Below are 25,919 nucleotides of genomic sequence, written 5' to 3'. Positions count from 1 at the left end.
GCTGTATGATATTTAGACTAATTAAAGGAACAGGCTGATTTAATATCTTAATTTAAAAGTGAATACTATGAAACAAAACTGGAGATTATATTTGGGTGTATCCCTTCTCTTTCTGTCAACCCATTTTTATACGGCGAAGGCTCAAAGTAATCGGCCCTCTAAGACCGAGAAAGATTATGTTGCTTATCTTTTTGCCTATTTTACAGGAAATAAGGTAGAAGAAGAATCCATTCATTTTGCTTTAAGTAATGATGGATATAACTATTATGCTTTGAATGGAAATAATCCGATAATAGATTCTAAAAGTATCAGTTCTACAAGAGGTGTACGTGATCCTCATATACTCCGATGCGAAGATGGTAAAACATTCTATATGGTGGTTACAGACATGACATCTTCTAAAGGATGGGATTCTAATAGGGCAATGATTTTATTGAAATCCACCGATCTTGTGAACTGGACATCGAGTATTATCAATATTCAAGAGCGATATCCTAATAATGATGATCTGAAAAGAGTATGGGCTCCTCAAACAATTTATGATCATGAGGCTGATAAGTATATGGTGTATTGGTCAATGAAACATGGAGACGGACCAGATATAATTTATTATGCTTATGCTAACGCCGATTTTACCGATTTGGAGGGGGAGCCGAAACCTCTTTTTCTGCCTAAATCGAGAAAGTCGTGTATTGATGGAGACATCATATATAAAGATGGTCTTTTTTATTTATTCTATAAAACAGAAGGTGATGGCAACGGTTTAAAACTAGCTACAACTCAATCATTAACTTCGGGTAACTGGAACGAGAAAGAAAGATACAAACAACAAACGACGGATGCTGTGGAAGGATCGAGTGTTTTTAAACTTATAAATTCAGACACATATATATTGATGTATGATGTATATATGAAAGGAAAATACCAATTTACAGAAAGTACCGATTTAGAAAATTTTACGGTTATTGACCATGAAATTTCTATGGATTTTCACCCTCGTCACGGTTCTATAATACCTATTACTCGGAAAGAAGTGAGAGCGTTAGTTAATAAATGGGGCAAGCCCGATAGGTTTGTGATGCCTACTGCCAATAATCCGGTTTTGGATGGGTATTATGCTGATCCTGATATTCTCTATTCTTATAAAACCAAGAAATATTATATATACCCCACCAGTGACGGTTTTGCTAATTGGGGAGGTAGTTACTTTAAGACATTCTCATCCGATAATTTGATTGACTGGAAGGATGAAGGGGTAATTCTTGATTTAAAGAGAGACGTATCGTGGGCAAATCGTAATGCTTGGGCTCCTTGCATTATTGAAAAAAAGATTGGAAACGATTATAAATACTACTATTATTTTACAGCCGCTCAAAAGATAGGGGTTGCCGTTGCAGATAACCCGACAGGTCCTTTTGTTGATTCGGGGAAACCATTAATTGCTCAGAAACCCGAAGGTATAACCCGAGGGCAGGAGATAGACCCTGATGTGTTTTATGATCCGGTGAGTAAAAAAGATTATTTGTATTGGGGAAACGGGTATTTGGCAGTTGCAGAGCTTAATGAGGATATGGTATCTCTCAGACCTGAAACTCAGAAAATAATTACGCCGGATAATACTTTTAGAGAAGGTATTTATGTCTTTTATAGAAAAGGAACGTATTATTTCCTTTGGTCTGAAGATGATACCCGAAGTGAGAATTATAGAGTACGTTATGGTACTTCTCAATCGCCCACAGGTACTATAACTATACCCGAGAATAACTTGATTCTGGCAAAAGATCCTGAACGAGGGATATACGGAACGGGGCATAACTCAGTATTACAAATACCCGATAAGGATGATTGGCGCATTGTTTATCATAGGTTTAGCCGTCCCGACGGAATTAAGATGGGAGATGCGGCAGGCTATCATAGAGAAGTATGTATTGATAAAATAGAATTTAACGAAGATGGAAGTATTAAACCAGTAGTTCCAACTTTATAGGTGTGTTTTTCGGATTATAGATTTTATTTAGAAAGGGCTATTCTGCTGAGAGAATAGCCCTTTCATTTTATCCTTTTTGATATTCACTGGGTGTAATATTAAATTCGGTTTTGAAGCAAGATGTAAAATATTTGGGATCGGAGAAGCCTACTGAATAAGCGACTTCTGATATAGAGATCGATTTATCTTTTAGCATTTGGCAGGCATGTTTCAAGCGAATATTTCGGATGAACTCAATGGGAGATAATCCGGTCATGGTCTTTATTTTTCGATACAAAGATGACTTAGACATATTTAGATGCTCTGCAAATGTATTAATATCGAATTCTGTTTCAGCAAGATACTTTTCGATAATTACAATCGCATTATTTAGAAATTGCTCATCAATAGATGGGTACTCGAGAGTTGAAATATTGATCTCTACATTCGATTTAAATTCTTGTTGCTTGTCTTTCTTATTAGTTATAAAGTTGTTTATACGTGCCTCTAGTACTTTCAGATCAAAGGGTTTCGATATATACCCGTCGGCTCCTGCATTATAACACTCTATCCGATCATCGACACTGTTTTTTGCGGTAAGCAGAATGATTGAAATATGACTTGTCTCAATATTGTTTTTCAGTGTTCTACAAAGCTCCAGACCATCCATTTCGGGCATCATTACATCACTTATAATAATGTCTATATTTGCCGTTTTTAGAATCTCCATAGCCTCTATTCCATTAGATGAGCTGAGGACATTATAACGACTCGATAGTATTTTCTGCATGGTGTGAAGTAGCTCTTCATTATCCTCTACAAGCAGAATATTCACATTAACTTTTTCATTCTTAGGATTCGATTCTATCCACTCTTCCTCATCAATTGAAGTTTTGGTGATATTTTCTTCATTAATCAGTATTTGAGTAGATTTAACTAATTCTGAATCGATGAAGCTCTCCTTATCTATTGGAATAGTAATGATAAAGCATGTTCCTACATTCAACTTACTTTCGGCAGTAATAGTTCCATGATGCAGTTCTATTAAATCCTTTGTGAGCGAAAGTCCTATTCCGTTGGTCTCGCTGGCATCGGTTTTGCTATTGTAGTAAAAGCGTGTGAAAACGCTGCTTAAATCTTCGGGTGCTATGCCCACGCCTGTATCACTTATCTTGATAGTTAAATAAATATGATTATCTTTTTCATAAGATTGAAGATGTATTTTTATGCTTCCAGCTTCGGGAGTATATTTAAATGCATTCGAGAGTAAATTAAATACCACCTTATCTATTTTATCTGCATCAAAATAAGCCTGTATCTGGTTTGGGTCGGCAGTAAATGTAAAATCGATTTTCTTTTTCTGAATAAGTGGAGAGAAATGTGTGTAACAAACATCCCTAACGAATGCGACTATCTCTCCATTGGTTATTTTAAGTTTCATATTTCCACTTTCTACCTTTCTGAAATCGAGTACTTGTTGAAGCAGCCGTTTCAAACGGTTTACATTCGATCTCATAATTCCGTATTGAGGGAGTTGCTTTTTCGATGAGGTTTCTATATCATCAATCAGACATGATATAATAGTTAGAGGAGTGAGAAAATCGTGTGAAATATTGGTGAAATAGCGTAGTTTGGTTTGCGTTAGTTCTTCAGATTTTTCTTTGTCTATCTGAGCTATTTTTAATTCATTACGAAGTTGTAAACGATTCTGCACAATGCATAATGCCCAATATAGACCAATAAAAACAAGTAGACTATAAATAAGATATGCCCACCATGTTTCGTAAAACGCAGGGAGCTTTTGTATTTTAAATTGGGTAACTTCGCTGCTCCACAATCTGTTTTCATCCGTAGCTTTTACCAAAAATGTATAAGAGCCTTTAGCCAATTGGTTGTAGGTGGCAAATTGACGATTGTTTCCTGTATATACCCAATTGTCATCAACACCTTCAAGCTTATAGGCATATTGTATTTTTCCGGGAAATGTATAGTTGAGGGACGAAAAATCAATTTCTATATTTCTATCGTCAGGATGTATAGTTAAAGTTTGAGAGGCTGCATTAAAACGAGAACCAGAAAATCCTTGAAGAATAGATTGATTCTGAATCTTAACATCGGTAATTAAAACTTTAGATGGTTTTGGGTTACCCGAGAGTTTTTCTGATGAGGTAAAAGAATTGATTCCTCTATTACCTCCAAAGTATATCTTGTTGGAGCTACTCTTAAAGTAAGACCCCTTTAAAAAAGAATTAACGAGTAATCCATCCGAAGCGGTATAATCTCTCGAAGCCCCATTTTCGGGGTTGTATTCTATTATACGTTTATTCGTTGAAATCCAAGTGCGGTTGAAGTTGTCTGTTACCACATCTAGGATTGCTTCGCCAAACATTCCACAAGATTCGGTATAGTCTTGAAATTTGCCCTGAGCTTTATCATATACAATGATATTACCTTCCTTTGTCCCAATCCATATTCTATTATGTCTATCAGCAGATATCGACTGAATATTATTGCTAATCAGGTTGTTTTTTTTATTAGTGTAGCTCTTTATATCATATTTGTTATAATTATCGCTATTGTTAGAGGTGATTTCATAAATACCACTATTTTCGCTGCTTATCCAGATCGAGCCGTCCTTATCTTCTGTTATAGCAGTAATGCTTCCTAATGAACTATTTATATGCCTGATATCTGTCTCATTATACGATTTGATAAAAATACCACTTGTTGTAACAATCCAGATATTCTTTGCACTGTCTTCAAAAAAAATGCGGGGAGTACCTGGATTTGATTGATATGAAGTAAGGTCTATTTGGTCAACTATTGATATTGCTTCTCCTTTTCTGTTTAGTATGTATATAGTAGGCTCGTTTTCTAAGCCTATCCAAACATTATCGGTAAAGCTGAATCCTTTTATGCAAGCAGTATTTCGAAGTCCTTGAATATCTCGTAAAGGAGGAAAATCACTGGATAGTTTTACGTCTCCTTGTTGAGGATAATAAAGATTAAGTCCCAAACGATTCTGGTTTAACCACATCACACCGTCTTTATCTTCATAAATACATGTTATGTTGGGGACTACTCTAACTTTGTTGGTAATGGCTTTTAACGGATAATTCTGAATCTCAGGTTTATTAAAGTTTATAGTAAGTGCTCCTTCGCTAAATGCTCCTATCCAAAGGTTACCGCTTCGGTCTTTTATTATCTCACTGAATATATTATTAGTTTCTTTAAATAGATAAGATATATCAGCTTGTTTAACCGATCCATCATTAGCATATTCGAGAGCATATAAACCCGAAAAGGACATTGCCCAGATATAGCCTTTTGAATCGTCTTGAACGATACTGAAAAAAGTATCTTCGGGTTGTTGACGTTCTTTATTATATATCTCTTGATAGCTATACATACTTTGTCCGGCTTTGGTGGGATCGAACTTGAAAATACCGTCACCCCAAGTACAAATCCAGTATTGTTTATGACTATCCTGAAATATTCTGAATGGGTTATTAATAGAGCCAATAGATGGATAGTGAATAAATGTATCGTCTGCTTTATTGTACTTGTGTAGCCCGCCTCTCCATAAGAGTACCCATATGTTACCTTCTGAATCTTCACTTATCGAATTTATTCCATTATTGGGTAAAGAACTCATTGGTGTTCCTGTAGGGTAAGCTTTCAGCAGTTTAAAGTCTGAATTGTATCTGTAAATACCATTTCCGAGACCAAGCCATATCGTATTATCAGTAGCCGTTAGTATCGATCTTATGTGCTGTTTTCTTACATTGGGATCGTCAAAATGTGTAATCTTAAAAGTTTCTCTATTCAATATATTCAGACCTTCTCTTGTACCTATCCAGAGATTGTTTTTTTTATCTTCAGAAATACATGTAATTTCATTGTTGGTGAGTAGAGTAGGGTTGTTTAAGTTAGATCTGAATGTCAGTAGTCGGTATGCGTCATATCGGCATAAACCATCTAAAGTACCAAACCACATGTATCCATCCTTATCCTGAAAAATCCGTTGTACCGAATTTGAAGGGAATTGTGCTATAACGGGGATAGGATTGATTGATATGGGGTTTGAACATATAGCCAAATTTGTTACAAACAGAAAGCATAGGAGTATAGAGATATAAGAATATCTATTTATGGTAAGCATTTTTAAGGGTATTTTAGATAAGGATTAATACAATATTATAAATAAATTTATTAAAAGATTCATAGAATATCAAAAAAAGAGACCTTTGTAGGCTGAAAGTCTAATTTGAATGATTTGTCCTACTTTAAGTGAATGATTTTTCGACCTTAATTCTCAACTTAGGTAGTATTTTTGTTATTGGAGTGTGTTCGAAATAAAAAAGATATGTAATACAAACTTTAGTTACTAGAACATAATCGACATTTTATATACTAACAAATTATTAAACTATGAAAAAAAACATTTATCTGCTGTTATTTGCGGTGGTCTGTGGCAATATATTTGCCCAGAATACTATACCCGACTGGGAAAACCCGGAGGTATTCGCCATAAATAAGGAAAACACAAGAGCTACATCCCTCCCGTTTGCGGATGAAACTTCGGCTCTGAAAAACGAATATCAAACTTCGCCTTACTATCAATTGCTAGATGGTGTATGGAAATTCTATTGGGTACCTAAAATAAGCGAAGTACCTGCTAATTTCTATAAGGAAAATTATGATGTCTCTAAATGGGCAGATATGAAAGTGCCTGCTAACTGGGAATTTAATGGATATGGTATACCCATGTATGTAAATGTAGGTTTTGGTTTTAAAGCAAAGCCTCCTCATATAGACAGAGAAGATTCTCCGACTGGTGCATACCGAAGAGAGTTTAATATCCCTGAAAATTGGGATGGACGTAGAGTATTTATTCATTTCGAAGGGGGTACAAACTCTATGTATGTATGGGTAAATGGCGAGAAAGTGGGTTATACTGAAAATGCAAAAAGCCCTGCTGAGTTTGATATCACTAAATATATTCGCAAAGGAAAAAACACATTGGCATGTGAGGTGCACAAATATAGTGATGGTTCGTATCTGGAAGATCAGGACATGTGGCGTTTAGGTGGTATCAACAGAAGTGTATATCTATATTCTACGGATCAAACCCGTATTCTAGACTTTTTTGCTCACCCCGACTTAGATAAATTATATAAGAACGGATTGTTTAGTTTAGACTTGGTGTTAAAGAACTATACTAATTCGGCAGTTGATCAAACAGTTGAAGTTGCTATTCTTGACAAGAATGGTAAAAAGGTATTCAACAACACTCAGAAAATAAATATTCCAGCCGATAATATATTTGAAACTACTATAAAAGGCACAGTATCGTCTCCTCTTAAATGGACTGCCGAAACTCCCAATTTATATACTTTGCTGATAACTCTAAAAGATAGTAAAGGCAAAGTAATAGAGTCTACTTCCAATAAAATAGGATTTCGTAAAATTGAAATCACAGACGGACAAGTATTTGTGAATGGTAAAAAGGTTTATTTCAAAGGAGTAAACTTGCACGAATTTAATACTCAGACGGGGCAAGTTGTAACTCGTGAAGTTATGATGCGTAATATTCAGTTGATGAAAGAACTTAATATTAATGCTGTCCGTACATCTCACTATCCACAGCCACCACTTTGGTATCAATTGTGCGATGAATATGGTATATATTTAGTGGATGAAGCCAATTTAGAATCTCACGGTTTAGGTTATGGTCCTGATAATGTATCTAACTTTCCGGAATGGAAAGGAGCACACATGGATAGAATTATTCGTGCAGTTGAAAGAGACAAAAATCATCCATCAGTTATATTCTGGTCATTAGGAAATGAAGCTAGTAATGGCAAAGCTTTCTTCGATATGTATAAATGGGCAAAAGAAAGAGACCAAAGTCGCCCTGTTCAGTATGAGCAAGCTCATCAAAAAGACCCTAATACTGACATTCTTTGTCCTATGTATCCATCTTGGGAATCAATGAAAAGAGATGCTGCTAAAGATTTGGGTCGCCCTTATATTATGTGTGAATATGCTCACGCTATGGGTAATAGTATGGGTAACTTTCAAGAATATTGGGATTTGATGCGCACAAGTAAAAACATGCAGGGAGGTTTTATTTGGGAATGGTACAATCATGGATTCAAAACTCAAGATGAACAAGGGCGTCCTTATTGGGCTTATGGTGGCGATCTTAAGGGATATAATAAAATGAATGACGGCAACTTCTGTATAGATGGAGTTATTAGTCCCGATCAGAATTATCTGCCTCATACACATATTGTAAAGAAAGTATATCAGAATATTCTATTCAAAGCGAAAGATCTGAACAATGGTATTATCACTGTAATTAATGATTTTAAATTTACAGATCTTACAAATAAAAACTACACTTATAAATGGGTGCTTCTTAAAAATGGAGAGCTATATAAAGAAGGTACTTTTGAAGCAATAGTGCCTGCTGACACACAAAAAGATGTGAAAGTGAATATTCCAGCGATTAGTTCTGAAGCAGGTGTTGAATATTATTTGCAAGTATTTGCTTATAGTAAAGAGAAAACACCATTTACTCCAGCTGGATTTGAAGTTGCTAAAGAAGAATTTGCTTTCAACTCTAATAACTATTTTACAGCTGCGAACTATTCGGGAACATTGAATATTGATAAGGGTGAAGATAAGATTACAGTAAAATCAGGATCGGTTAGTTATGAATTTTCTACTAAAGACGGGAAAACTCTTCTAGCAGTACAAAATGACGGAAAAAGAGTATTTCGTGAACTTCCTCGCTTAAACTTCTGGCGTGCTCCTCTTGATAACGATTTCGGATCATGGGAACAATATGCACTACGTGTATGGGATGCTGCCGGAGATAATGTTATCTATACATATAAAAATTATCAGGAAAATGGAGGAGCGATATCCTTTAATTATCAAGCGAAACTTAGAGGTATTGAAGCTACAGTTGACATTGTATATACAGTAAATACAGATGGAAGTTTAACTACAAATGCACGTTACAAAGCATTATCGGATGAGCTTCCCGAAATGATGCGTTTTGGTATGCTTATGAGCCTTCCTAAAGAGTTTAATGACTTTACTTGGTATGGACGTGGTCCTTGGGAGAATTATGTGGACAGAAATGCAGATACATTTATTGGAATTTGGAATGGTGCTGTAGAAGATCAGTATTACCCTTATATCCGTCCACAAGAAGGAGGCAATAAAACAGATGTTCGTTGGTTGACCTTGAAAGACAAATCGGGTAAAGGTATTCTCGTTAAGGGTGCGCAACCTTTATCGGTGAGTGCAACCAATAATCGTCCTGAAGATCTTGATCCGGGAATGACTAAAAAGCAACAGCATGCTTCAGACATTTTACCTCGTGAAGAAGTTGTTCTTTGTGTTGATCTATTCCAGCGAGGAGTTGCGGGTTTGAATTCATGGGGAGCAAAACCTTTGGATGAATATCGATTCAGAGATAAAGAATACCAATATAGCTATACGATTAGCTTTTTGAAATAAGTGGATCTATTATAAAAAAGAAAAAGGTCTGAGACCTTAAACTTATATTTATCAGCAATTCTATTTACTAAAAAGCCCTGCTAAATAATAGCGGGGCTTCTTGTTTATAAAATAACGAAGATTTATGCCTGTGATCTAATAATACTCCTCTTTTGAATTATTCATGCACTATCTGTTCTTGATGTCTTTTACATCTTTGCTATCACTAAAAGAGTAATCGGATATTGAAATATTTGTTCGGTTATGGCTTTTCTAAAATTAGTAATAAAAAGGTCTGTGACCTTAACAAATAGACAGTATGAAAAAATTCAAGACAATTCTTTTATTCCTAATCCCTCTCATTAGTCTCTCTTATATAGGGTGTGCGGGTAAAACTAATAAACAACCAGAATCAGAATTTCCATCAAAAGCAGAGGTTATTGAGATCATTAAAAAAGTAAATGGAAATTGGCAGGCAACTCACCCCAATCACGAAAATTCGTTTTGGCATCGTGCAGCTTATCATACCGGTAATATAGCAGCTTATGAGGTTACCAATATAGACGATTATAAGGCTTATTCTGAGGCATGGGCTGAACATAATTTATGGATGGGTGCTCAATCGGATGATAGCACCAAATGGAAATACAGTTACGGCGAGAGCGACGAGTATGTTCTCTTTGGCGATTTTCAGACCTGCTTTCAAGTATATATTGATTTGTATAATTTGAATCCTGATGAAAAGAAAATAGCCAGAGCCAAACAAGTAATGGAATATCAGATGTCGACTCCCAATAACGATTATTGGTGGTGGGCAGATGGCTTGTATATGGCAATGCCCGTAATGACAAAACTTTATAAGGTTACAAACAATGAATTGTACTTAGATAAATTATATGAATATTTTTCGTTCGCTCAGGATTTGATGTATGATTCAGAAAGCAAATTGTTTTATAGAGATGCTAAATACATTTACCCAAAACATAAAACTGATAATGGTTTGAAAGACTTTTGGGCGAGAGGTAATGGATGGGTTTTTGCTGCTCTGCCTAAAGTATTAGAGGATCTACCCGAAACAAATACGCATAGAACCGAATACATAAAGATTTACAAAGAAATGGCAGAAGCTATTGCTGCCAGCCAACAAACGGATGGATCGTGGACGCGGTCTATGCTAGATCCTCAACATGCACCAGGTCCCGAAACCAGTGGGACGGCTTTCTTTACCTACGGTTTCCTATGGGGGATAAATAATGGAATCTTAGACGAAGCCACTTATGCCCCTGTTGTAAACAATAGTTGGAAATATTTGGCTGAAACGGCACTTCAACCCGATGGTAGAGTAGGCTATGTACAACCTATTGGAGAGAAAGCCATAGCGGGGCAAGTGGTTGATGTAAATTCTACTGCCGATTTTGGTGTCGGAGCATTTCTTCTGGCAGCCTCTGAGATGGTGAAGTATGTAGATAAGAAATAAAATATAATACCTAAATATCTAACAAGAATCCTCAAAACCTTATTGCCATGAAAAGAACTTTTATTTTAATACTCTTAGTGTGTACTTACTGCTCTTATCAAGTAAAAGCAGCAGAAAAAGACTCCGATCGTACTTATTGGACGAATTTACTTTATAAAATTTCAGAGCCGGTATTGAGCAATATGAGTCGTGGCGAACTTGTAAAGAATATGCAGGTAGAAGTGAGTCCCACTTGGGATGGTCGTCGTACCAGAGTTACCTATATGGAAGCTTTCGGACGCTTGATGGCTGGTTTGGCTCCTTGGCTGAATCTGCCGGAAGATAATACACCCGAAGGTAAACAAAGAAAACAATTAACGGAATGGGCTTTAAAAAGTTATGCCCATGCAGTAGATCCTAATAGTCCCGATTATTTACAATGGGATAAAGAAGGGCAGGCACTTGTAGATGCAGCCTATGTTGCCAATAGTTTTTTGAGAGCACCTAAACAGTTATGGGAACCTTTGGATGAAGTGACAAAAAAACGCTACGTTGAGGAGTTTAAGAAACTGCGTTGGGTAGATCCTCCCTATACCAATTGGTTACTGTTTTCGGCAATGATAGAAACATTTCTCATGTCAATCGACGAGCAATATGATGCGTATCGAATTCATAGTGCTATTCGCAAAATAGAAGAATGGTATGTGGGTGATGGATGGTATGCAGATGGAGAACATTTTGCATTTGATTATTACAACAGTTACGTTATACAGCCCATGTATGTAGAAGTATTGGAAGTACTTGTAGCCAAAAAGAGAATGGTAAAACCTGAGACTTTAGACATAGCCCGTAAACGTATGCAACGATACGGAATTATTCTGGAAAGATTTATATCACCCGAAGCTACATTTCCCGTATTTGGAAGATCGATGACTTACCGTATGGGAGTGTTTCAACCTTTGGCTCTATTGTCATTGAACCTACAATTGCCTGAAGAATTAAGCGAAGGTCAGGTTAGGAATGCTTTGACAAGTGTAATGAAAAGAATGTTTGAAGTAAAGGGTAACTTCAATGAGAAAGGATTTCTTCAATTGGGCTTTGCTGGTCATCAACCTAATCTTGCTGATTGGTACACCAATAATGGAAGCTTATATCTTACGTCTCTTACTTTTCTTCCGTTAGGCTTACCCGCTAACCACTCGTTTTGGACAACTCCGGCCAAAGAATGGACAGCACAGAAAGCATGGTCGGGAGAAGATTTTCCGAGAGATCATGCAATCGGATTTTAATAAATATAAAAAGAAGGAGTTGAATTATTATTCAACTCCTTTGATCTGAATTTCACCTGTTGTTACAATATCAAATGTATAGTTTTGAGGAAAAGAAACCTTAAATAACTTAATGAAAACACTTTGCTAATTAGCTTTTTCCTTTCATATATCTAGGTGTCATTTTTCACTTATCGGGCAACTAGTATATCGCGTCAATATCCATTTTTAACCTAAATGTCAATTTTAGCAGTTACTTAATATTCATCCTTTACTTTTTAATATCATGAAAAAACTAACCTCTTCAAAAAGCAAGGACAAGACTCTCGTATCTAGTGCTTCAAGGGTCTTTTTCTTATGTCTGATGCTCTTCGCTATTCTCTTATCTATACCCTTAAACGCACAAGGGCAGCAAAATTCTATTTCGGGGCAAATATCGGATGCTACCAACAAAGAACCTCTTGTGGGTGTTTCGGTCATTGTAAAAGGAACAACAACCGGAGTACTTACCGATATTGATGGCAAGTTTTCGATTGCTGCACCTATTGGCTCTACTTTGGTTATTACATATATAGGTTTCGAAAAACAAGAGATTCCTATTACAAATCGAACACCTCTAAACATTCAGCTGAAAGAAGACAGTCAACTTCTCGAAGATGTTGTAGTAGTGGGATATGGTGTGCAAAAAAAATCGGATGTAACGGGTTCTGTAACATCAGTATCTAAAGACCGATTGGCTAAAATACCGGTGACAAATGTCTTACAAGCTGTTCAGGGAGCCGCTGCCGGAGTAATTATAACACAACAGTCATCAGTTCCGGGTGATGCCCCTTCGGCTTTGGTTAGAGGACAGAATTCTATTAATGCAAACTCGGGTCCTTATATTGTTGTTGATGGTATTCCGATGACTAAATCGGGAGGTACTCTAAATGATATTAACCCTGCTGATATTGCCTCTATGGAGATATTGAAAGATGCTTCGGCTGTTGCTATTTATGGAACTAATGGTGCTAACGGTGTTATTCTGATTACAACAAAACGCGGAACTACGGGTAAACCAGTTATACGATATAATGGCCATGTGGGTGTTGAAAGTATGGCTCATATTTTAGAACCTCGGAATGGGGAAGAATATTTGCAAAAATTTGCGGATTGGATGAAGCAGATGGGACGTGAGCAAACTAGCCCTGTACCTAATTATGGAGAGTTGGCAAATTACGAAGCAGGTATAACTACCGATTGGATAGATCTTGTGTCACAAACAGGTATTATACAAGATCATAATGTAAGTATATCAGGAGGAACATCAGATATGAAATACTTCTTGTCGGGAGGCTATATGGATCAGAAAGGAGTATTACAAGGATATAATTACAAGCGAGTTAGTCTTCGATCTAATTTGGATGCTGACGTAACTAAATATTTAACAATAGGTACTTCTCTTTTCCTAACCAATCACAATAGAGACGGAGGAAGAGTAAATCTGCTGAATGCCTCAGCTATGAGTCCTTTCGGACAAATTTACAATCCCGATGGTAGTTATAAAATATATCCGATGGAGCCAGAGCAATTATTCTCTAATCCATTATTAGGGTTGACAACGGATAGAGAACGCCGATCGTTTAATGTAAATATGAACGGGTATGCAGAGGTGAGATTCTCTGGCTTTCTACAAGGATTGAGATATAAATTAAATGTCGGATATACTTATTTGCCTACACGTACATCTAGCTATACGGGACGCGAAGCAAATAATATGCTGGGTAACGGTAGCATCAGAAATACAGAGACAAATAGTTATACGATAGAAAATATTGTAATGTATACTCGCGATTGGAATAAACATCACTTCGATTTTACAGGCTTATATAGTGCACAACAGCGCAAATTTAACGAATCGACTGCCGGAGCTACTGGTTTTGTGAATGATTTATTATCGTTTAATAATCTTGGAGCCGGAGCAACACAAACAAGTGCATCCTATGCTGACAAATATTCTGCAAATTCTTCCATGGGACGTATCAATTATTCTTATGATAGTAAGTATTTATTTACACTGACTGCTCGTCGCGATGGCTCTTCAGTTTTTGGACGTAATACTTCTAAATACGGAACATTTCCTTCGGTAGCTCTAGGGTGGAATATAAACAATGAAGATTTCATGAAATCGGTTGATGCAATTGATAACTTAAAGCTCAGACTTTCTTATGGAAAATCGGGTAATGAGGCAATACCAGTTTACAGAACAATATCAACATCCTCAAATAATAAAATACCTTCTAATGGAATTGGCGAAACCGGTATGCTTTTGAGTAACCTTGGAAACTCCGATCTGGAATGGGAGAAAACAACCAGTGCAAATATTGGTATTGACTTTGCTTTTCTAAGAAGCCGTATATCGGGAACTATTGATATGTATAGCAGTAAAACTACTGACCTTTTATTATTACGTTCTATTCCTTTGGTAACGGGTTATTCACAAGTTTATGATAATCTGGGCGAAACAGCCAATAAAGGGATTGAGCTTACATTAACTACACGTAATATTGAAACTAAAAACTTCGGATGGGAAAGTACACTCGTTTTTGCAGCCAATAAAAATAAGATTGTGGACTTATATGGTGATAAAAAAGACGATTTGGGTAACAGATGGTTCATTGGTCATCCGATAAATGTAGTTTATGATTATAAAATGCAGGGAATATGGCAAGAAGATGAAATTAGTGCAGGTCTTCATAAGACTCAAGATCCAACAGCGAAAGCGGGTGATTTAAAATTTGAAGATGTAAATGGAGACGGACAGATTACTGCTGAGGATAGAGTTATATTAGGACAAACCAGCCCCAAATGGACAGCAGGTCTTACTAATACATTCCGTTATAAGAACTGGAATCTGAGCATTTTTCTTCAAACAGCCCAAGGTATGACTAAAAATAATCCTGATTTAAATTACGTGGATGAAACGGGAAAAAGAAACACTCCTCGTGAGGTTGGATATTGGACATCTGAAAATAGAAATAATACAAGACCGGCTCTTTCATACTACAACACAAGAGGCTATGGATACGCTTCGGATGCAGACTATATACGTATTAAAGATATTACACTGAGTTATGTATTTGACCCCGGAAAATTAGATAAAATAGGTATTGGAGGACTAACTGTTTATGCCAGTGGACGCAATCTTCACACATTTACCAATTGGATTGGATGGGATCCTGAATCTAGACAAATTACCAGAGGTTCTCAAAGCTGGGATAGTAATTTGAACGAATATAGAAGCTGGGAAGATAACTATCCGGTAGTGCGTACTATTGTCTTTGGTTTAAATATCACACTTAAGTAATCTAAAAAATAACAATCATGAAAAAAGGTATAATATTAATCATATCCATACTATTACTCACCTATTCGTGTAGCGATAGTTACTTAGAGGAAAAGCCATATTCATCATATACCCCCGAAACTTTAAAGGATTCATTAGGGGTTGAAGCTTCGCTCAAAGGTTTACATTATTCTTATGGTACAATCTGGACTTGGAGCGATCAACAAGGTTGGCTGTGTGTATGGCAGGTAGGTACCGATGTTGCCAGTGCGGCTCAGCAACAAGGTGTGGAAATTCCCTATTATGATTATACAAAGCTGACATCGTCAGACAGAGCATCCTCTTTTGTATGGGAAAGATGTTACGTTCTAATCAATAATGCCAATAGTATTATTAGCGATATAGAGAGTGCATCTTCTACCGTAAAAGGGCTTAGTGAAAATGGAAAAAAACGGGCAAGTGCAGAAGCTAAATTTTTTAGAGGTTATGCTTATAATATGCTTGCAACACTTTTTGGTGGAGTCCCATTAGTGACAGAACCAACATCAGGTCCAAAAACGGATTATGTAAGAGCCTCATTAGATGATATTAATAATCTTATTATTTCTGATTTAACGTTTAGCACACAATATCTTCCCGATATTGAATCTGTACCAACAAATTCGGGTGGAAAGCAATATGGTAGAGCGAATAAATTTATGGCTATGCAATTACTTGGCGAAGCATATATACGAGCCGGGAAACCCGAATTGGCAGAACCTCAGCTTCAATCTATAATTTCGAGCGGTAGATTTAGGTTAATAGATAAACGGTATGGTGCAAAAACAGATCTTGCCGGAGATTATTATAGCGATATGTTTTTATATGGAAATGAACGTAGATCGCAAGGAAATACTGAGACAATATGGACATTCGAACTCGAAAACACAAATACTGTTCCCGGAGGATATTCAGGAAGTCCTCAGCAAAGACGTGTCTGGACTTCTGCATATTACAACATTAGTGGCATGATTTTGTGCGATTCGTTGGGAGGTAGAGGCTTAGCCAGATTACGTTTAAGCGATTGGACTAATTACAGACTTTATAAAGATGGCGATATACGTAATTCTGAATATAGTATTAGAAGAAAAATCTTTATTAACGACCCTGCTCATGTCAACTATGGTAAACAAGTACCTTATGTAGGAACAGACACGATCTACAATTTATGCCCACATACAACCAAGTGGGGAGCTTTTGATCCGAATGATACTTTTGGATATTCTACCGTTAAAGATTGGATTTTGATGCGTTTGGGAGAAACTTACTTATTGCTTGCAGAGGCGCAGTTTAAGCAAGGTAAAACAGGTGAGGCAGCTAATACAATAAATGTTCTTAGACAAAGGGCATTTCCCGATTATCCGACTAAAGGTAAAGTCTCAGCATCAGATATAACATTAGATTTTATTCTTGACGAACGAGCCAGAGAATTGATCGGAGAAGAAAACAGACGTATGACATTGATGCGTACCGGAACCTTGGTTGAGCGTGCTAAATTAAACACAACCAAATATCAACCCATAATAGGTTTAACCAAGACACATCTTTTGCTGCCAATACCTTTGACTGAAATTCAATTGAATAAAGATGCAGTATTAGAGCAAAATCCGGGATATGATTAATGTTTGTAATGTAATTAATAATAATTAGAAATAGTACCGGGATTTCTCTTGCATTGGAAAGAGGAATCCCATACTAAAAGATAGATGACCATAATATCATGTATAACTCACATAGATAATAATCAAGATGATAAAGTTAAAACCAATACTTCTGTACATTTTATTTAGCCTTCAAGTACCAGTTATATTTTCCACGACTTATTATATAGATTCTCAATCGGGAAACGATCGTAATTCGGGAAAGAGCTTGGCTTTGGCTTGGAAGAGTTTAGGTAAAGTTAATTCAAGCAAATTTATACCCGGTGATACTATTTTGTTCAAAAGGAACTCTGCTTTTTCGGGACAATTGGAGTTGAGGCTTGAAGGAACAAATCAAAACTTAATTGTAGTAGGAGCTTATGGAAAAGGCAATAAACCTCAACTAAATGGGGAGGGAGAAAAACAATATACTTTGCTTCTCGCAAATTCGGCTTATTGCGTTGTTCAAGACTTGGAAATAACAAACACAGGAGGCGAAAGAAAGAATCGTAGGGTAGGGGTCTTAATCTTAGCTGAGAATAGTGGAGACAGGCATCAGATTACGATTCAGAATCTGACAGTAAAGAATGTGAACGGAAGCTTGGTAAAGAAAGACGGTTCGGGAGGAGGCATATATTGGGAAAACAAAGGAGACAGTATAAAGACCCGGTTCATTGATTTGAAAATTCTTGATTGTCATGTAAAAGATTGCGGACGTAATGGCATATATTCAGGTGGATACTCTGGTCGCGACAATTGGTATCCTAGTTTGGGAGTACTTATAAAAGGTAATTTATTGGAAGGCGTTCCCGGTGATGGTATAGTCCCTATCGGATGCGATGGTGCTGTTATTGAATATAATGTGATGAAAGATTGTCCAGATATTTTATCTCCGGATGAGGCAGCCGCAGGTATATGGCCTTGGAGTTGCGATAATACAATTATCCAATACAATGAAGTAAGCGGACACAATGCAAAATGGGATGGGCAAGGTTTCGACTCGGACTATAATTGCAGAAATACAATCATACAATATAATTATAGCCACAACAATGCAGGAGGTTTTCTGCTTGTATGTAATGATGGCGACTCGTTAGGTAAAAACTGGAATATTGGCACAGATAATACAATCGTGAGATACAATGTAAGCGTAAACGATGGATTGCGTGCTTATCCAACTAAACAAGTGGGATGGTTTTCGCCTGTTATCCATATAACAGGACCTGTAACCAATACTCAATTTTATGGCAACCTTATTGTTGTGAAGAAAAAAGGAAGTCCTGAAATTGATAAATCTATTTTGAAAATGGATGATTGGGGTAAAAAATGGGCACATAATACCCAATTTTACAACAATATATTTTATGTAGAAGACGATGCTCAAACGATATTTAAATTTGGAGGAGATACGCAAACCTTGTTTCAAGGGAATACTTATATCGGTGATATAGAGAATAAGCCAAAAGATACACAACGTTCTTCTACAAAAGTGGAAGAAGTGCAAAGGGTGCTTCAAGCAAAAGATATAAATCAGATGATTTTTGAATTAAAGTCACTGAATAAAAGTTCTGACATGAAAAAACACAAAGCTTTCGAATCCGGTAAAATATGGACAGATACAGATGGGGTACATATCAATGCACATGGGGGAGGAATACTTTATCACAATAGTAAATACTATTGGTTTGGAGAGCATAAAGGTAAGGATAGTAATAATGCTTTGGTGGGAGTGATGTGTTATTCGTCAGACGATCTGTACAATTGGACAAACGAAGGTGTAGCACTTTCTGTAGTAGAGAATGATGAGAAAAGCCCTATAACTAAAGGTTGTATTATAGAACGTCCTAAAGTTGTTTATAATGAAAAAACGAAACAGTTTGTCATGTTTTTCCATTTAGAACTAAAGGGTAAAGGATATGAAAGTGCTCATGTCGGAATTGCAACAAGCGATAAGCCGACAGGTCCTTTTCAATTCGTAAAATCATATCGTCCTAATGCGGGATATTATCCCATAGATATGTCGGAGAAACAGAAAAATCAGAAAGTAACACCTGATAATTTCCCTAAATGGTGGACTAAAGAATGGACTGCTGCTGTAAAAGATGGGTTATTTGTTCGTCGCGATTTTCAAGGAGGGCAAATGTCACGTGATATGACTGTTTATGTAGATGACGATGGTAAAGCATATCATATATACTCATCAGAAGAAAACCTAACATTACAGATTACCGAATTATCAGATGACTATTTAAGCCACACCGGAAAATATACACGAGTGGAACCCGCAGGTCATAATGAAGCTCCTGCAATTTTCAAGAAAGATGGGTACTATTTCATGATTACTTCGGGATGTACAGGATGGGCTCCTAATGCCGCTCGTTTACTTGTTGCAGACAACATTTGGGGACCTTGGAAATTATATCCTAACCCATGCGTTGGTAAAGATTCCGAGCTAACATTCCACTCACAAAGCACATATATTTTGCCTGTTGAGGGAAAGAAGGATGCTTTTATTTTTATGGCTGACCGATGGACTCCAAAGGATCCCATTGATGGCAGATATGTATGGCTACCTATTCAATTTAAAAATAATATGCCAGTATTAAAGTGGTTAGATAGCTGGGCTTTAGATATCTTTAAGAAATGAAGGTCTAAGACCTTGTTTAATACTTTTATTTACTTCAATCATTATGAGAAACCTTATTATACTTATCTCTTTGTTGTTGTCCCAGTTTATCTACTCCCAACAATTGATACCCGTTGGCGATGGATGGGCAAACAATTCGGTGAATGTTACTGTATTTCGAAAGAATTCTTTGATAACATACAAAGACACCCAGTTTATAGCCTATTATGATAATGAGGGATTTCTCACCTTAGGAAAGAGAAAATTACCTACAGGAGAATGGAATATACATAAAACGCAATATACAGGCAATGTTAAGGATGCTCATAATGTAATCAGTATCATGGTTGATGGAGATGGCTATTTGCATGTTTCGTGGGATCACCATGGACATCCTTTACGCTATGCTAAAAGTGTAGAACCTCTGTCTCTGGAACTTGGAGAGAAGCAATCTATGACAGGTGAATTGGAAGAGAATGTTACCTATCCCGAATTTTATAAAATGCCAAATGGTGACTTGATTTTTATATATCGTGATGGTCAATCGGGAAAGGGAAATTTAGTCCTTAATAGATATGATGTGAAATCTAGAAAATGGAGTCAACTACAACGAAATTTGATTGATGGAGAAGGCAAACGTAATGGCTATGCACAATCGTGTGTAGATGATAAAGGAATTATACATATTTCGTGGGTATGGCGTGAGACGCCTGATGTAGAAACAAATCACGATCTCTGTTATGCTAAATCGTTAGATGGAGGTATAACATGGCTCAATTCACAAAATAAAAAATATACACTACCCATTATTGCCGAAACATCAGAATATATAGCCTTAATTCCTCAAAATAGCGAACTGATCAACCAGACAGCAATGACAACAGATAGCCAAGGTCGTCCATATATTGCCTCCTATTGGCGAGAACCTGACTCGGATATCCCTCAATATCACATCGTTTATAATAATGGAATAGAGTGGAAAGTTCTGAACCTTAATTTTCGGAATACACCTTTCTCGTTGAAAGGAGGAGGAACAAAACGTATACCTATTGCCCGACCTCAGTTGATAGTTGATTCGAAAGGCAAAGACACAAATCTATTTTTATTATTTAGAGACGAAGAGCGGGGAGAAAAAGTGTCTATAGCAGTTGGTAAAGACATTAATGTTAGTGATTGGAAAATTCGTGATCTGACTGATTTCTCAGTTGGTTCGTGGGAGCCCAGTTTTGATACGGAATTGTGGAGAGATAAAGGGCTCCTGCACATATTTGTTCAAAAAGTAGATCAGGTGGATGGAGAAGGAAAAGCGGATATTGAACCTCAGAAAGTGCAAGTTCTAGAAATTGATTCCAAAACACAGAAACAATTATTAAAATGAAAACACACAAACTTTTATATATTGGTTTTTCAGTCTTTTGTCTAATAGGGTGTAAGAATAAGACGATCCAAAATGCAGATATTAGACTACTTGCAGACAAAGATTTTTCTACAACAGTCAATAATAAAAAGGTAGGTATTTATGCTCTTGATTCGGGTAATGGCATTATAATGCAAGTAACCAATCTCGGAGGTAGAATAGTCTCACTTTGGACTCCTGATAGAAATAATAAGTACGAAGATATTGTACTCGGATATAATAATATAGAGGAATATATAAAGAACCCGAACAGTAGATTTTTAGGCTCAGTATTGGGTCGCTACGCCAATCGTATTGCAAATGGAGCATTTGAAATAGATGGAGTAAAATATCAACTTCCTCAAAATAGTGGAACAAACTGCTTGCATGGAGGAACTTCTGGTTTTGATGTAGTAGTCTGGAATGTTGATAGTGTCAGTAACAACGAAATTCATTTATCATACTTCTCTCCTGATGGAGATAATGGTTTTCCCGGCAATCTGAATGTAAAGATGGTATATACTCTTACTCCCGAAAATGAATTTAAGATTAAATTTACAGCAACAACAGATAAGTCTACTCATGTGAATCTTTCTAATCATTCGTATTTTAATCTAAAAGGGGAGGGGAATGGTACAATCTTAGATCATGAATTAACCATCAATGCAGATTCTATTACTCCCATCAATGAATTCTCTATTCCTACGGGAGAGTATTTAACAGTAGAAAATACACCTTTCGATTTTAGGACTTCTTCGGTAATCGGAAAAAGAATAAATGAGATCAATGAGCAATTGAAAAATGGAGCAGGTTATGATCATAATTGGGTATTGAATCGAAAAACAGAATCTGATGTAGAATGGGCAGTCACTTTATACGAACCAACCTCAGGCAGACAAATGCAAATATGGACAGATCAACCAGGAATCCAGATTTACACCAGCAATTTTGCAAAGGGTACTGATATTGGTAAATACAATAAACCGCATAATTACAGAGAATCAATAGCACTCGAAACGCAGAAATTTCCGGATAGTCCCAACCAACCTCACTTTCCTTCTACACGTTTAGACCCAGGACAAGTGTATATTCAGAATACGATCTATAAATTTTCAACTAAATAATTTAAATAAACAGTATCTAATGATGGCTGTCTGCTGGAATGATAACAGGCTATTGTTTTATACTTGTCAAAATATTAAAAAGGGTTGATACCTCAAAATCACAGAACAAAACATATAGAATTATGAAAAGAAAAATCTTGCTACTATTTTTATTGACTTCCTTGTCAATTAATTCTTTTAGTCAAGTCTCATTCGGAGAGCCGGCAAAGATTAATGATAATTGGAGGTTTACATTAGATGATCCTCAAAAAGCCGAAGTTGTAGACTTCAAAGATGCCAAATGGCAACAGGTAGATCTCCCTCATGACTGGAGTATAAAAGGACAGTTGAGTCCAACGTTGGCAAGTGCTACAGGGTATCTTCCGGGAGGTATCGGATGGTATCGCAAAGCTTTAAACATTCCATCCGATAAAAAAGGAGAGAAGGTATATCTTTACTTTGAGGGTGTATATAATAGAAGCGAAGTATTTGTAAATGGTCACTCTTTAGGAAAACGCCCTAACGGATATATTTCATTTATGTATGATGCAACTCCTTATATAGAATATGGAAAAGACAACGTAATAGCAGTTTGTGTAGATCACAGCCAATCTGCGGACTCCAGATGGTATACAGGTTCAGGTATCTATCGGAATGTATGGTTAATATACGCCAACCCCATCCACATAGCCCAGTGGGGAGTATACACTTATCCCAAAATATCTAATAAAAAACAATCGATATTAAGTGTAGAAGTAGAAGTGCAAAATGGTTCAGATGCAAATGCTGAGTTAGTTATTCAAAACGAGCTTTTATTAGCAGATGGAACAGTTGTAGCTAAAGGGGCACAAAAACTAGCAGTTTCCTCTTCATCGAAAGCTAAAATATCTCAGGAGCTAAAAGTCAGTAATACCAAATTATGGGATTTAGAGAATCCATATTTATATCAATTAAAAACAACAGTTTTAAAGGACGGAAAAATAATAGATCAGACCTCTACTAATACAGGTTTTCGCACATATACTTTTGACCCGAATAAAGGCTTTGCTCTCAATGGAGAGTGGATGAAGGTAAAAGGTGTATGTATTCACCATGATGCAGGAGTACTCGGTGCAGCCGTTCCTCGTGAGGTTTGGAAACGAAGGTTAGAAACTCTTAAGAGCATTGGATGTAATGCTATCAGAACAAGTCATAATCCGCAAGCACCCGATTTATATCAACTGTGTGATGAACTAGGCATGCTGGTAATGAATGAAGCATACGACGAATGGGAATTTCCTAAACGCAAATGGCTAACGGGATGGAATCAAGGAACACCCGGTTTTCAAGGAACATTCGACTTTTTTGAAGAATGGGGCGAAAGAGACTTAGCAGATATAGTACGTCGCGATCGTAACCATACTTCTATATTTGCTTGGAGTATTGGAAACGAAGTTGATTATCCGAACGATCCTTACTCTCACCCTGTGCTGAACGGATCGAATGTTGAAGGATTTACCCAACCGATATTTGGAGGTTATAAGAAAGATGCACCCGATGCTATGAGTTTGGGGATTATTGCCAAACGTTTAGCAGCAGTTGTAAGAGAGTACGATAAATCGCGTCAGGTTACCGCTGGGTTAGCAGGAGTTGCTATGTCGAATGAAACAGAGTATCCCGGAGCTTTAGATATTGCAGGATACAATTATACAGAAGGTCGTTATGAAATGGATCACAAGAAATACCCTACTAGAATAATATTTGGAAGCGAAAATCGCCACGAATTGTCTGCATGGAAAGCAGTAAGAGATAACGAACATATTTTTGGGCAGTTTTTATGGACAGGTATCGATTATTTGGGTGAATCTAATAAATGGCCTTCTAGAGGATTCTATTCGGGGTTACTTGATTTTGGCGGATTTATTAAACCAAGAGGATACTTCCGACAATCTTTATGGAGCAATAAGCCGATGGCATACTTAGGTACCTATCCAACTCCGGGCAAAGGCACTAGAAGTCAGATGAAAGATGTATGGTCGCAATTCGATGCAGAAAACGAAGGCGGAAACTATCAGGAAAAGACTCCTTCGGTGGATGCATGGCCTATCTGGAATTACGAAAAAGGACAATCCATAAGAGTTGTATGTTATACAAATGCGGCACAGGCTAAATTATTATTGAACAATAAGGCAATAGGAGATGTTAAAAGGTATGATGACAATACAGGTATCATTTATTGGGATATACCATATACCGAAGGTAAACTTGAGGTAGTAGGTATGGATAAAGATGAAAAAGAAATTAGTACCTTTGCTATTGAGTCATCAAAACGATCGTATGCGTTGACTATTCAAGCGGGAGAAACCATTATCAGTAAGGATAGAGGTTTGTCTCAGGTGGTTATACAGGTTGTTGATGAAAATGGCATACCTGTTTTACTATCGGACGAAGAAGTGACCTGTACTATCGATGGTCCTGCTCGTCTGCTAGGATTAGAAGCCAGCAATAATGAAGACATGAGCGATTATACAGATAATATGCATCGTGTTTATCATGGGCGTATATTGGCTTACATTCAGGCAACGGGACAGCAGGGTATTGCTAAAGTGAGGTTTACCTCTCCTTGGCTAAACTCAGCAGAGATTATTATTAACATCAAATAGAGAAAAGAACTATGAAACCTACATTATTTGTACTGGCAGCCGGAATGGGTAGCCGATATGGCGGACTAAAACAATTAGATGGTTTGGGTCCCAATGGCGAAACAATAATGGATTATTCCATATACGATGCGTTACAGTCGGGTTTTGGTAAAATTGTATTTGTTATAAGAAAAGCTTTTGAAGAAGAATTCAGAAAAAAGATTCTTTCTAAATACGAAAAATCAGTACCTGTAGAAGTAGTGTTTCAGGAGTTAGATGATCTACCTAAAGGGTTTTCACCAAACCCGGAGAGAGAAAAACCATGGGGTACAAACCATGCTCTGCTAATGGGTAAGACTGTCATAAATGAACCATTTGGAATAATAAATTCTGATGACTTTTATGGTAGAGAAAGTTTCCAGCTTTTAGCGGGACAACTTAGGAATATGGAAGGAAAAACCGGTCATTATTGCATGATGGGCTATATGCTAGGTAATACATTATCAGACAGTGGCTCAGTGGCCAGAGGTGTTTGCGAAGTAGATAAAGATAATCTTCTTCTGAAAATAGTAGAACGTACCGAGGTAAAACGTACTGAGGGTACTCCTCAATTTAAAGATGAGGACGGCACTTGGAAGAATTTAACCGATACAACTCCTGTTTCGATGAATATGTGGGGATTTACTCCAGACTATTTCGATCTTTCGGAAAAGTATTTTGTAGAATTCTTGAAAGAGAATAAAGATAAGGTTAAAGCTGAATTTCTTATTCCGACTTTAATAAATACCCTTATCGAACAGAAATTGATTGAGGTGAAGTTATTTAATACACCATCAAAATGGTTTGGAATTACATATGCAAAAGATCGTCCGGAAGCTATTTTGAAGATTAAAGACCTTGTTAAAAATAAGGTATATCCAGAAAAATTATTTTCTTAATGAACTGGTAGATTACAGATATAAAA

At 36.7% G+C, this 25,919-nt stretch carries 12 protein-coding genes and 1 pseudogene; 12 read left to right on the top strand and 1 reads right to left on the bottom strand.

Annotated elements, in window-relative coordinates; translation table 11 throughout:
* The first annotated feature begins 67 nt into the window (after positions 1–67).
* Positions 68–1,987 carry a glycoside hydrolase family 43 protein gene (locus tag HGC4_RS09875; RefSeq protein ID WP_050709970.1) on the top strand — a complete coding sequence of 640 codons (1,920 nt, stop codon included), beginning with the start codon at positions 68–70 and terminating at the stop codon, positions 1,985–1,987.
* Between the two features lie 67 nt (positions 1,988–2,054).
* Here the strand turns inward: HGC4_RS09875 and HGC4_RS09870 are convergent, their stop codons facing one another.
* The gene (locus tag HGC4_RS09870) at positions 2,055–6,128 is read right to left on the bottom strand and encodes a hybrid sensor histidine kinase/response regulator transcription factor (protein WP_050709969.1); all 4,074 of its coding nucleotides are present in this window, start codon (positions 6,126–6,128) and stop codon (positions 2,055–2,057) included.
* Positions 6,129–6,397: 269 nt separating this feature from the next.
* On the opposite strand from HGC4_RS09870, the gene HGC4_RS09865 reads away from it, so the two are divergent.
* The 11 genes and pseudogenes from HGC4_RS09865 (at position 6,398) to HGC4_RS09820 (ending at position 25,893) form a co-directional block, all read left to right on the top strand.
* Positions 6,398–9,502 carry a beta-galactosidase, LacZ type gene (locus tag HGC4_RS09865; RefSeq protein WP_050709968.1) on the top strand — a complete coding sequence of 1,035 codons (3,105 nt, stop codon included), beginning with the start codon at positions 6,398–6,400 and terminating at the stop codon, positions 9,500–9,502.
* Between the two features lie 298 nt (positions 9,503–9,800).
* The gene (locus HGC4_RS09860) at positions 9,801–10,958 is read left to right on the top strand and encodes a glycoside hydrolase family 88/105 protein (protein ID WP_082204136.1); all 1,158 of its coding nucleotides are present in this window, start codon (positions 9,801–9,803) and stop codon (positions 10,956–10,958) included.
* A 47-nt stretch (positions 10,959–11,005) separates the two neighbouring features.
* Entirely contained in the window at positions 11,006–12,226 is a 1,221-nt protein-coding gene (locus tag HGC4_RS09855) for a DUF2264 domain-containing protein (protein ID WP_050709967.1), read from the top strand.
* A 265-nt stretch (positions 12,227–12,491) separates the two neighbouring features.
* Complete coding sequence (locus HGC4_RS09850; protein ID WP_082204135.1) at positions 12,492–15,551, top strand: SusC/RagA family TonB-linked outer membrane protein; 3,060 nt, start codon at positions 12,492–12,494, stop codon at positions 15,549–15,551.
* Between the two features lie 17 nt (positions 15,552–15,568).
* On the top strand, positions 15,569–17,191 hold the full coding sequence (locus HGC4_RS09845; protein WP_050709965.1) for a RagB/SusD family nutrient uptake outer membrane protein: 1,623 nt from the start codon (positions 15,569–15,571) through the stop codon (positions 17,189–17,191).
* Between the two features lie 127 nt (positions 17,192–17,318).
* Positions 17,319–18,335 (top strand): annotated as a pseudogene (locus tag HGC4_RS19080) (right-handed parallel beta-helix repeat-containing protein); the annotation flags it as partial.
* Positions 18,336–18,743: 408 nt separating this feature from the next.
* Positions 18,744–19,856 (top strand): glycoside hydrolase family 43 protein, encoded by a 1,113-nt coding sequence (locus HGC4_RS19075; protein ID WP_373419308.1) that lies wholly within the window; start codon positions 18,744–18,746, stop codon positions 19,854–19,856.
* 43 nt (positions 19,857–19,899) lie between these two features.
* Positions 19,900–21,213: an alpha-l-rhamnosidase gene (locus tag HGC4_RS09835; RefSeq protein ID WP_050709964.1), complete on the top strand. Its 1,314-nt coding sequence runs from the start codon at positions 19,900–19,902 to the stop codon at positions 21,211–21,213.
* Complete coding sequence (locus HGC4_RS09830) at positions 21,210–22,355, top strand: aldose epimerase family protein (RefSeq protein WP_050709963.1); 1,146 nt, start codon at positions 21,210–21,212, stop codon at positions 22,353–22,355. The genes HGC4_RS09835 and HGC4_RS09830 overlap by 4 nt, the downstream gene beginning before the upstream one ends.
* A gap of 122 nt (positions 22,356–22,477) precedes the next feature.
* Positions 22,478–24,976: a glycoside hydrolase family 2 TIM barrel-domain containing protein gene (locus tag HGC4_RS09825; protein ID WP_050709971.1), complete on the top strand. Its 2,499-nt coding sequence runs from the start codon at positions 22,478–22,480 to the stop codon at positions 24,974–24,976.
* Between the two features lie 11 nt (positions 24,977–24,987).
* The gene (locus HGC4_RS09820) at positions 24,988–25,893 is read left to right on the top strand and encodes a sugar phosphate nucleotidyltransferase (protein ID WP_050709962.1); all 906 of its coding nucleotides are present in this window, start codon (positions 24,988–24,990) and stop codon (positions 25,891–25,893) included.
* Positions 25,894–25,919: the final 26 nt, after the last annotated feature.

Source organism: Dysgonomonas sp. HGC4 (assembly GCF_001261715.1).
Classification (GTDB): Bacteria; Bacteroidota; Bacteroidia; order Bacteroidales; family Dysgonomonadaceae; genus Dysgonomonas_A.
This window is presented reverse-complemented; position numbering and strand designations above follow the sequence as displayed.

What these genes read in the sequence shown, in the direction of transcription:
- HGC4_RS09835 (WP_050709964.1), top strand. Translation starts at nt 19,900, where the DNA reads ATGAGAAACCTTATTATACTTATCTCTTTGTTGTTGTCCCAGTTTATC.
- HGC4_RS09860 (WP_082204136.1), top strand. Translation starts at nt 9,801, where the DNA reads ATGAAAAAATTCAAGACAATTCTTTTATTCCTAATCCCTCTCATTAGT.
- HGC4_RS09865 (WP_050709968.1), top strand. Translation starts at nt 6,398, where the DNA reads ATGAAAAAAAACATTTATCTGCTGTTATTTGCGGTGGTCTGTGGCAAT.
- HGC4_RS09850 (WP_082204135.1), top strand. Translation starts at nt 12,492, where the DNA reads ATGAAAAAACTAACCTCTTCAAAAAGCAAGGACAAGACTCTCGTATCT.
- HGC4_RS09830 (WP_050709963.1), top strand. Translation starts at nt 21,210, where the DNA reads ATGAAAACACACAAACTTTTATATATTGGTTTTTCAGTCTTTTGTCTA.
- HGC4_RS19075 (WP_373419308.1), top strand. Translation starts at nt 18,744, where the DNA reads ATGATTTTTGAATTAAAGTCACTGAATAAAAGTTCTGACATGAAAAAA.
- HGC4_RS09845 (WP_050709965.1), top strand. Translation starts at nt 15,569, where the DNA reads ATGAAAAAAGGTATAATATTAATCATATCCATACTATTACTCACCTAT.
- HGC4_RS09870 (WP_050709969.1), bottom strand. Translation starts at nt 6,128, where the DNA reads ATGCTTACCATAAATAGATATTCTTATATCTCTATACTCCTATGCTTT.
- HGC4_RS09825 (WP_050709971.1), top strand. Translation starts at nt 22,478, where the DNA reads ATGAAAAGAAAAATCTTGCTACTATTTTTATTGACTTCCTTGTCAATT.
- HGC4_RS09855 (WP_050709967.1), top strand. Translation starts at nt 11,006, where the DNA reads ATGAAAAGAACTTTTATTTTAATACTCTTAGTGTGTACTTACTGCTCT.
- HGC4_RS09820 (WP_050709962.1), top strand. Translation starts at nt 24,988, where the DNA reads ATGAAACCTACATTATTTGTACTGGCAGCCGGAATGGGTAGCCGATAT.
- HGC4_RS09875 (WP_050709970.1), top strand. Translation starts at nt 68, where the DNA reads ATGAAACAAAACTGGAGATTATATTTGGGTGTATCCCTTCTCTTTCTG.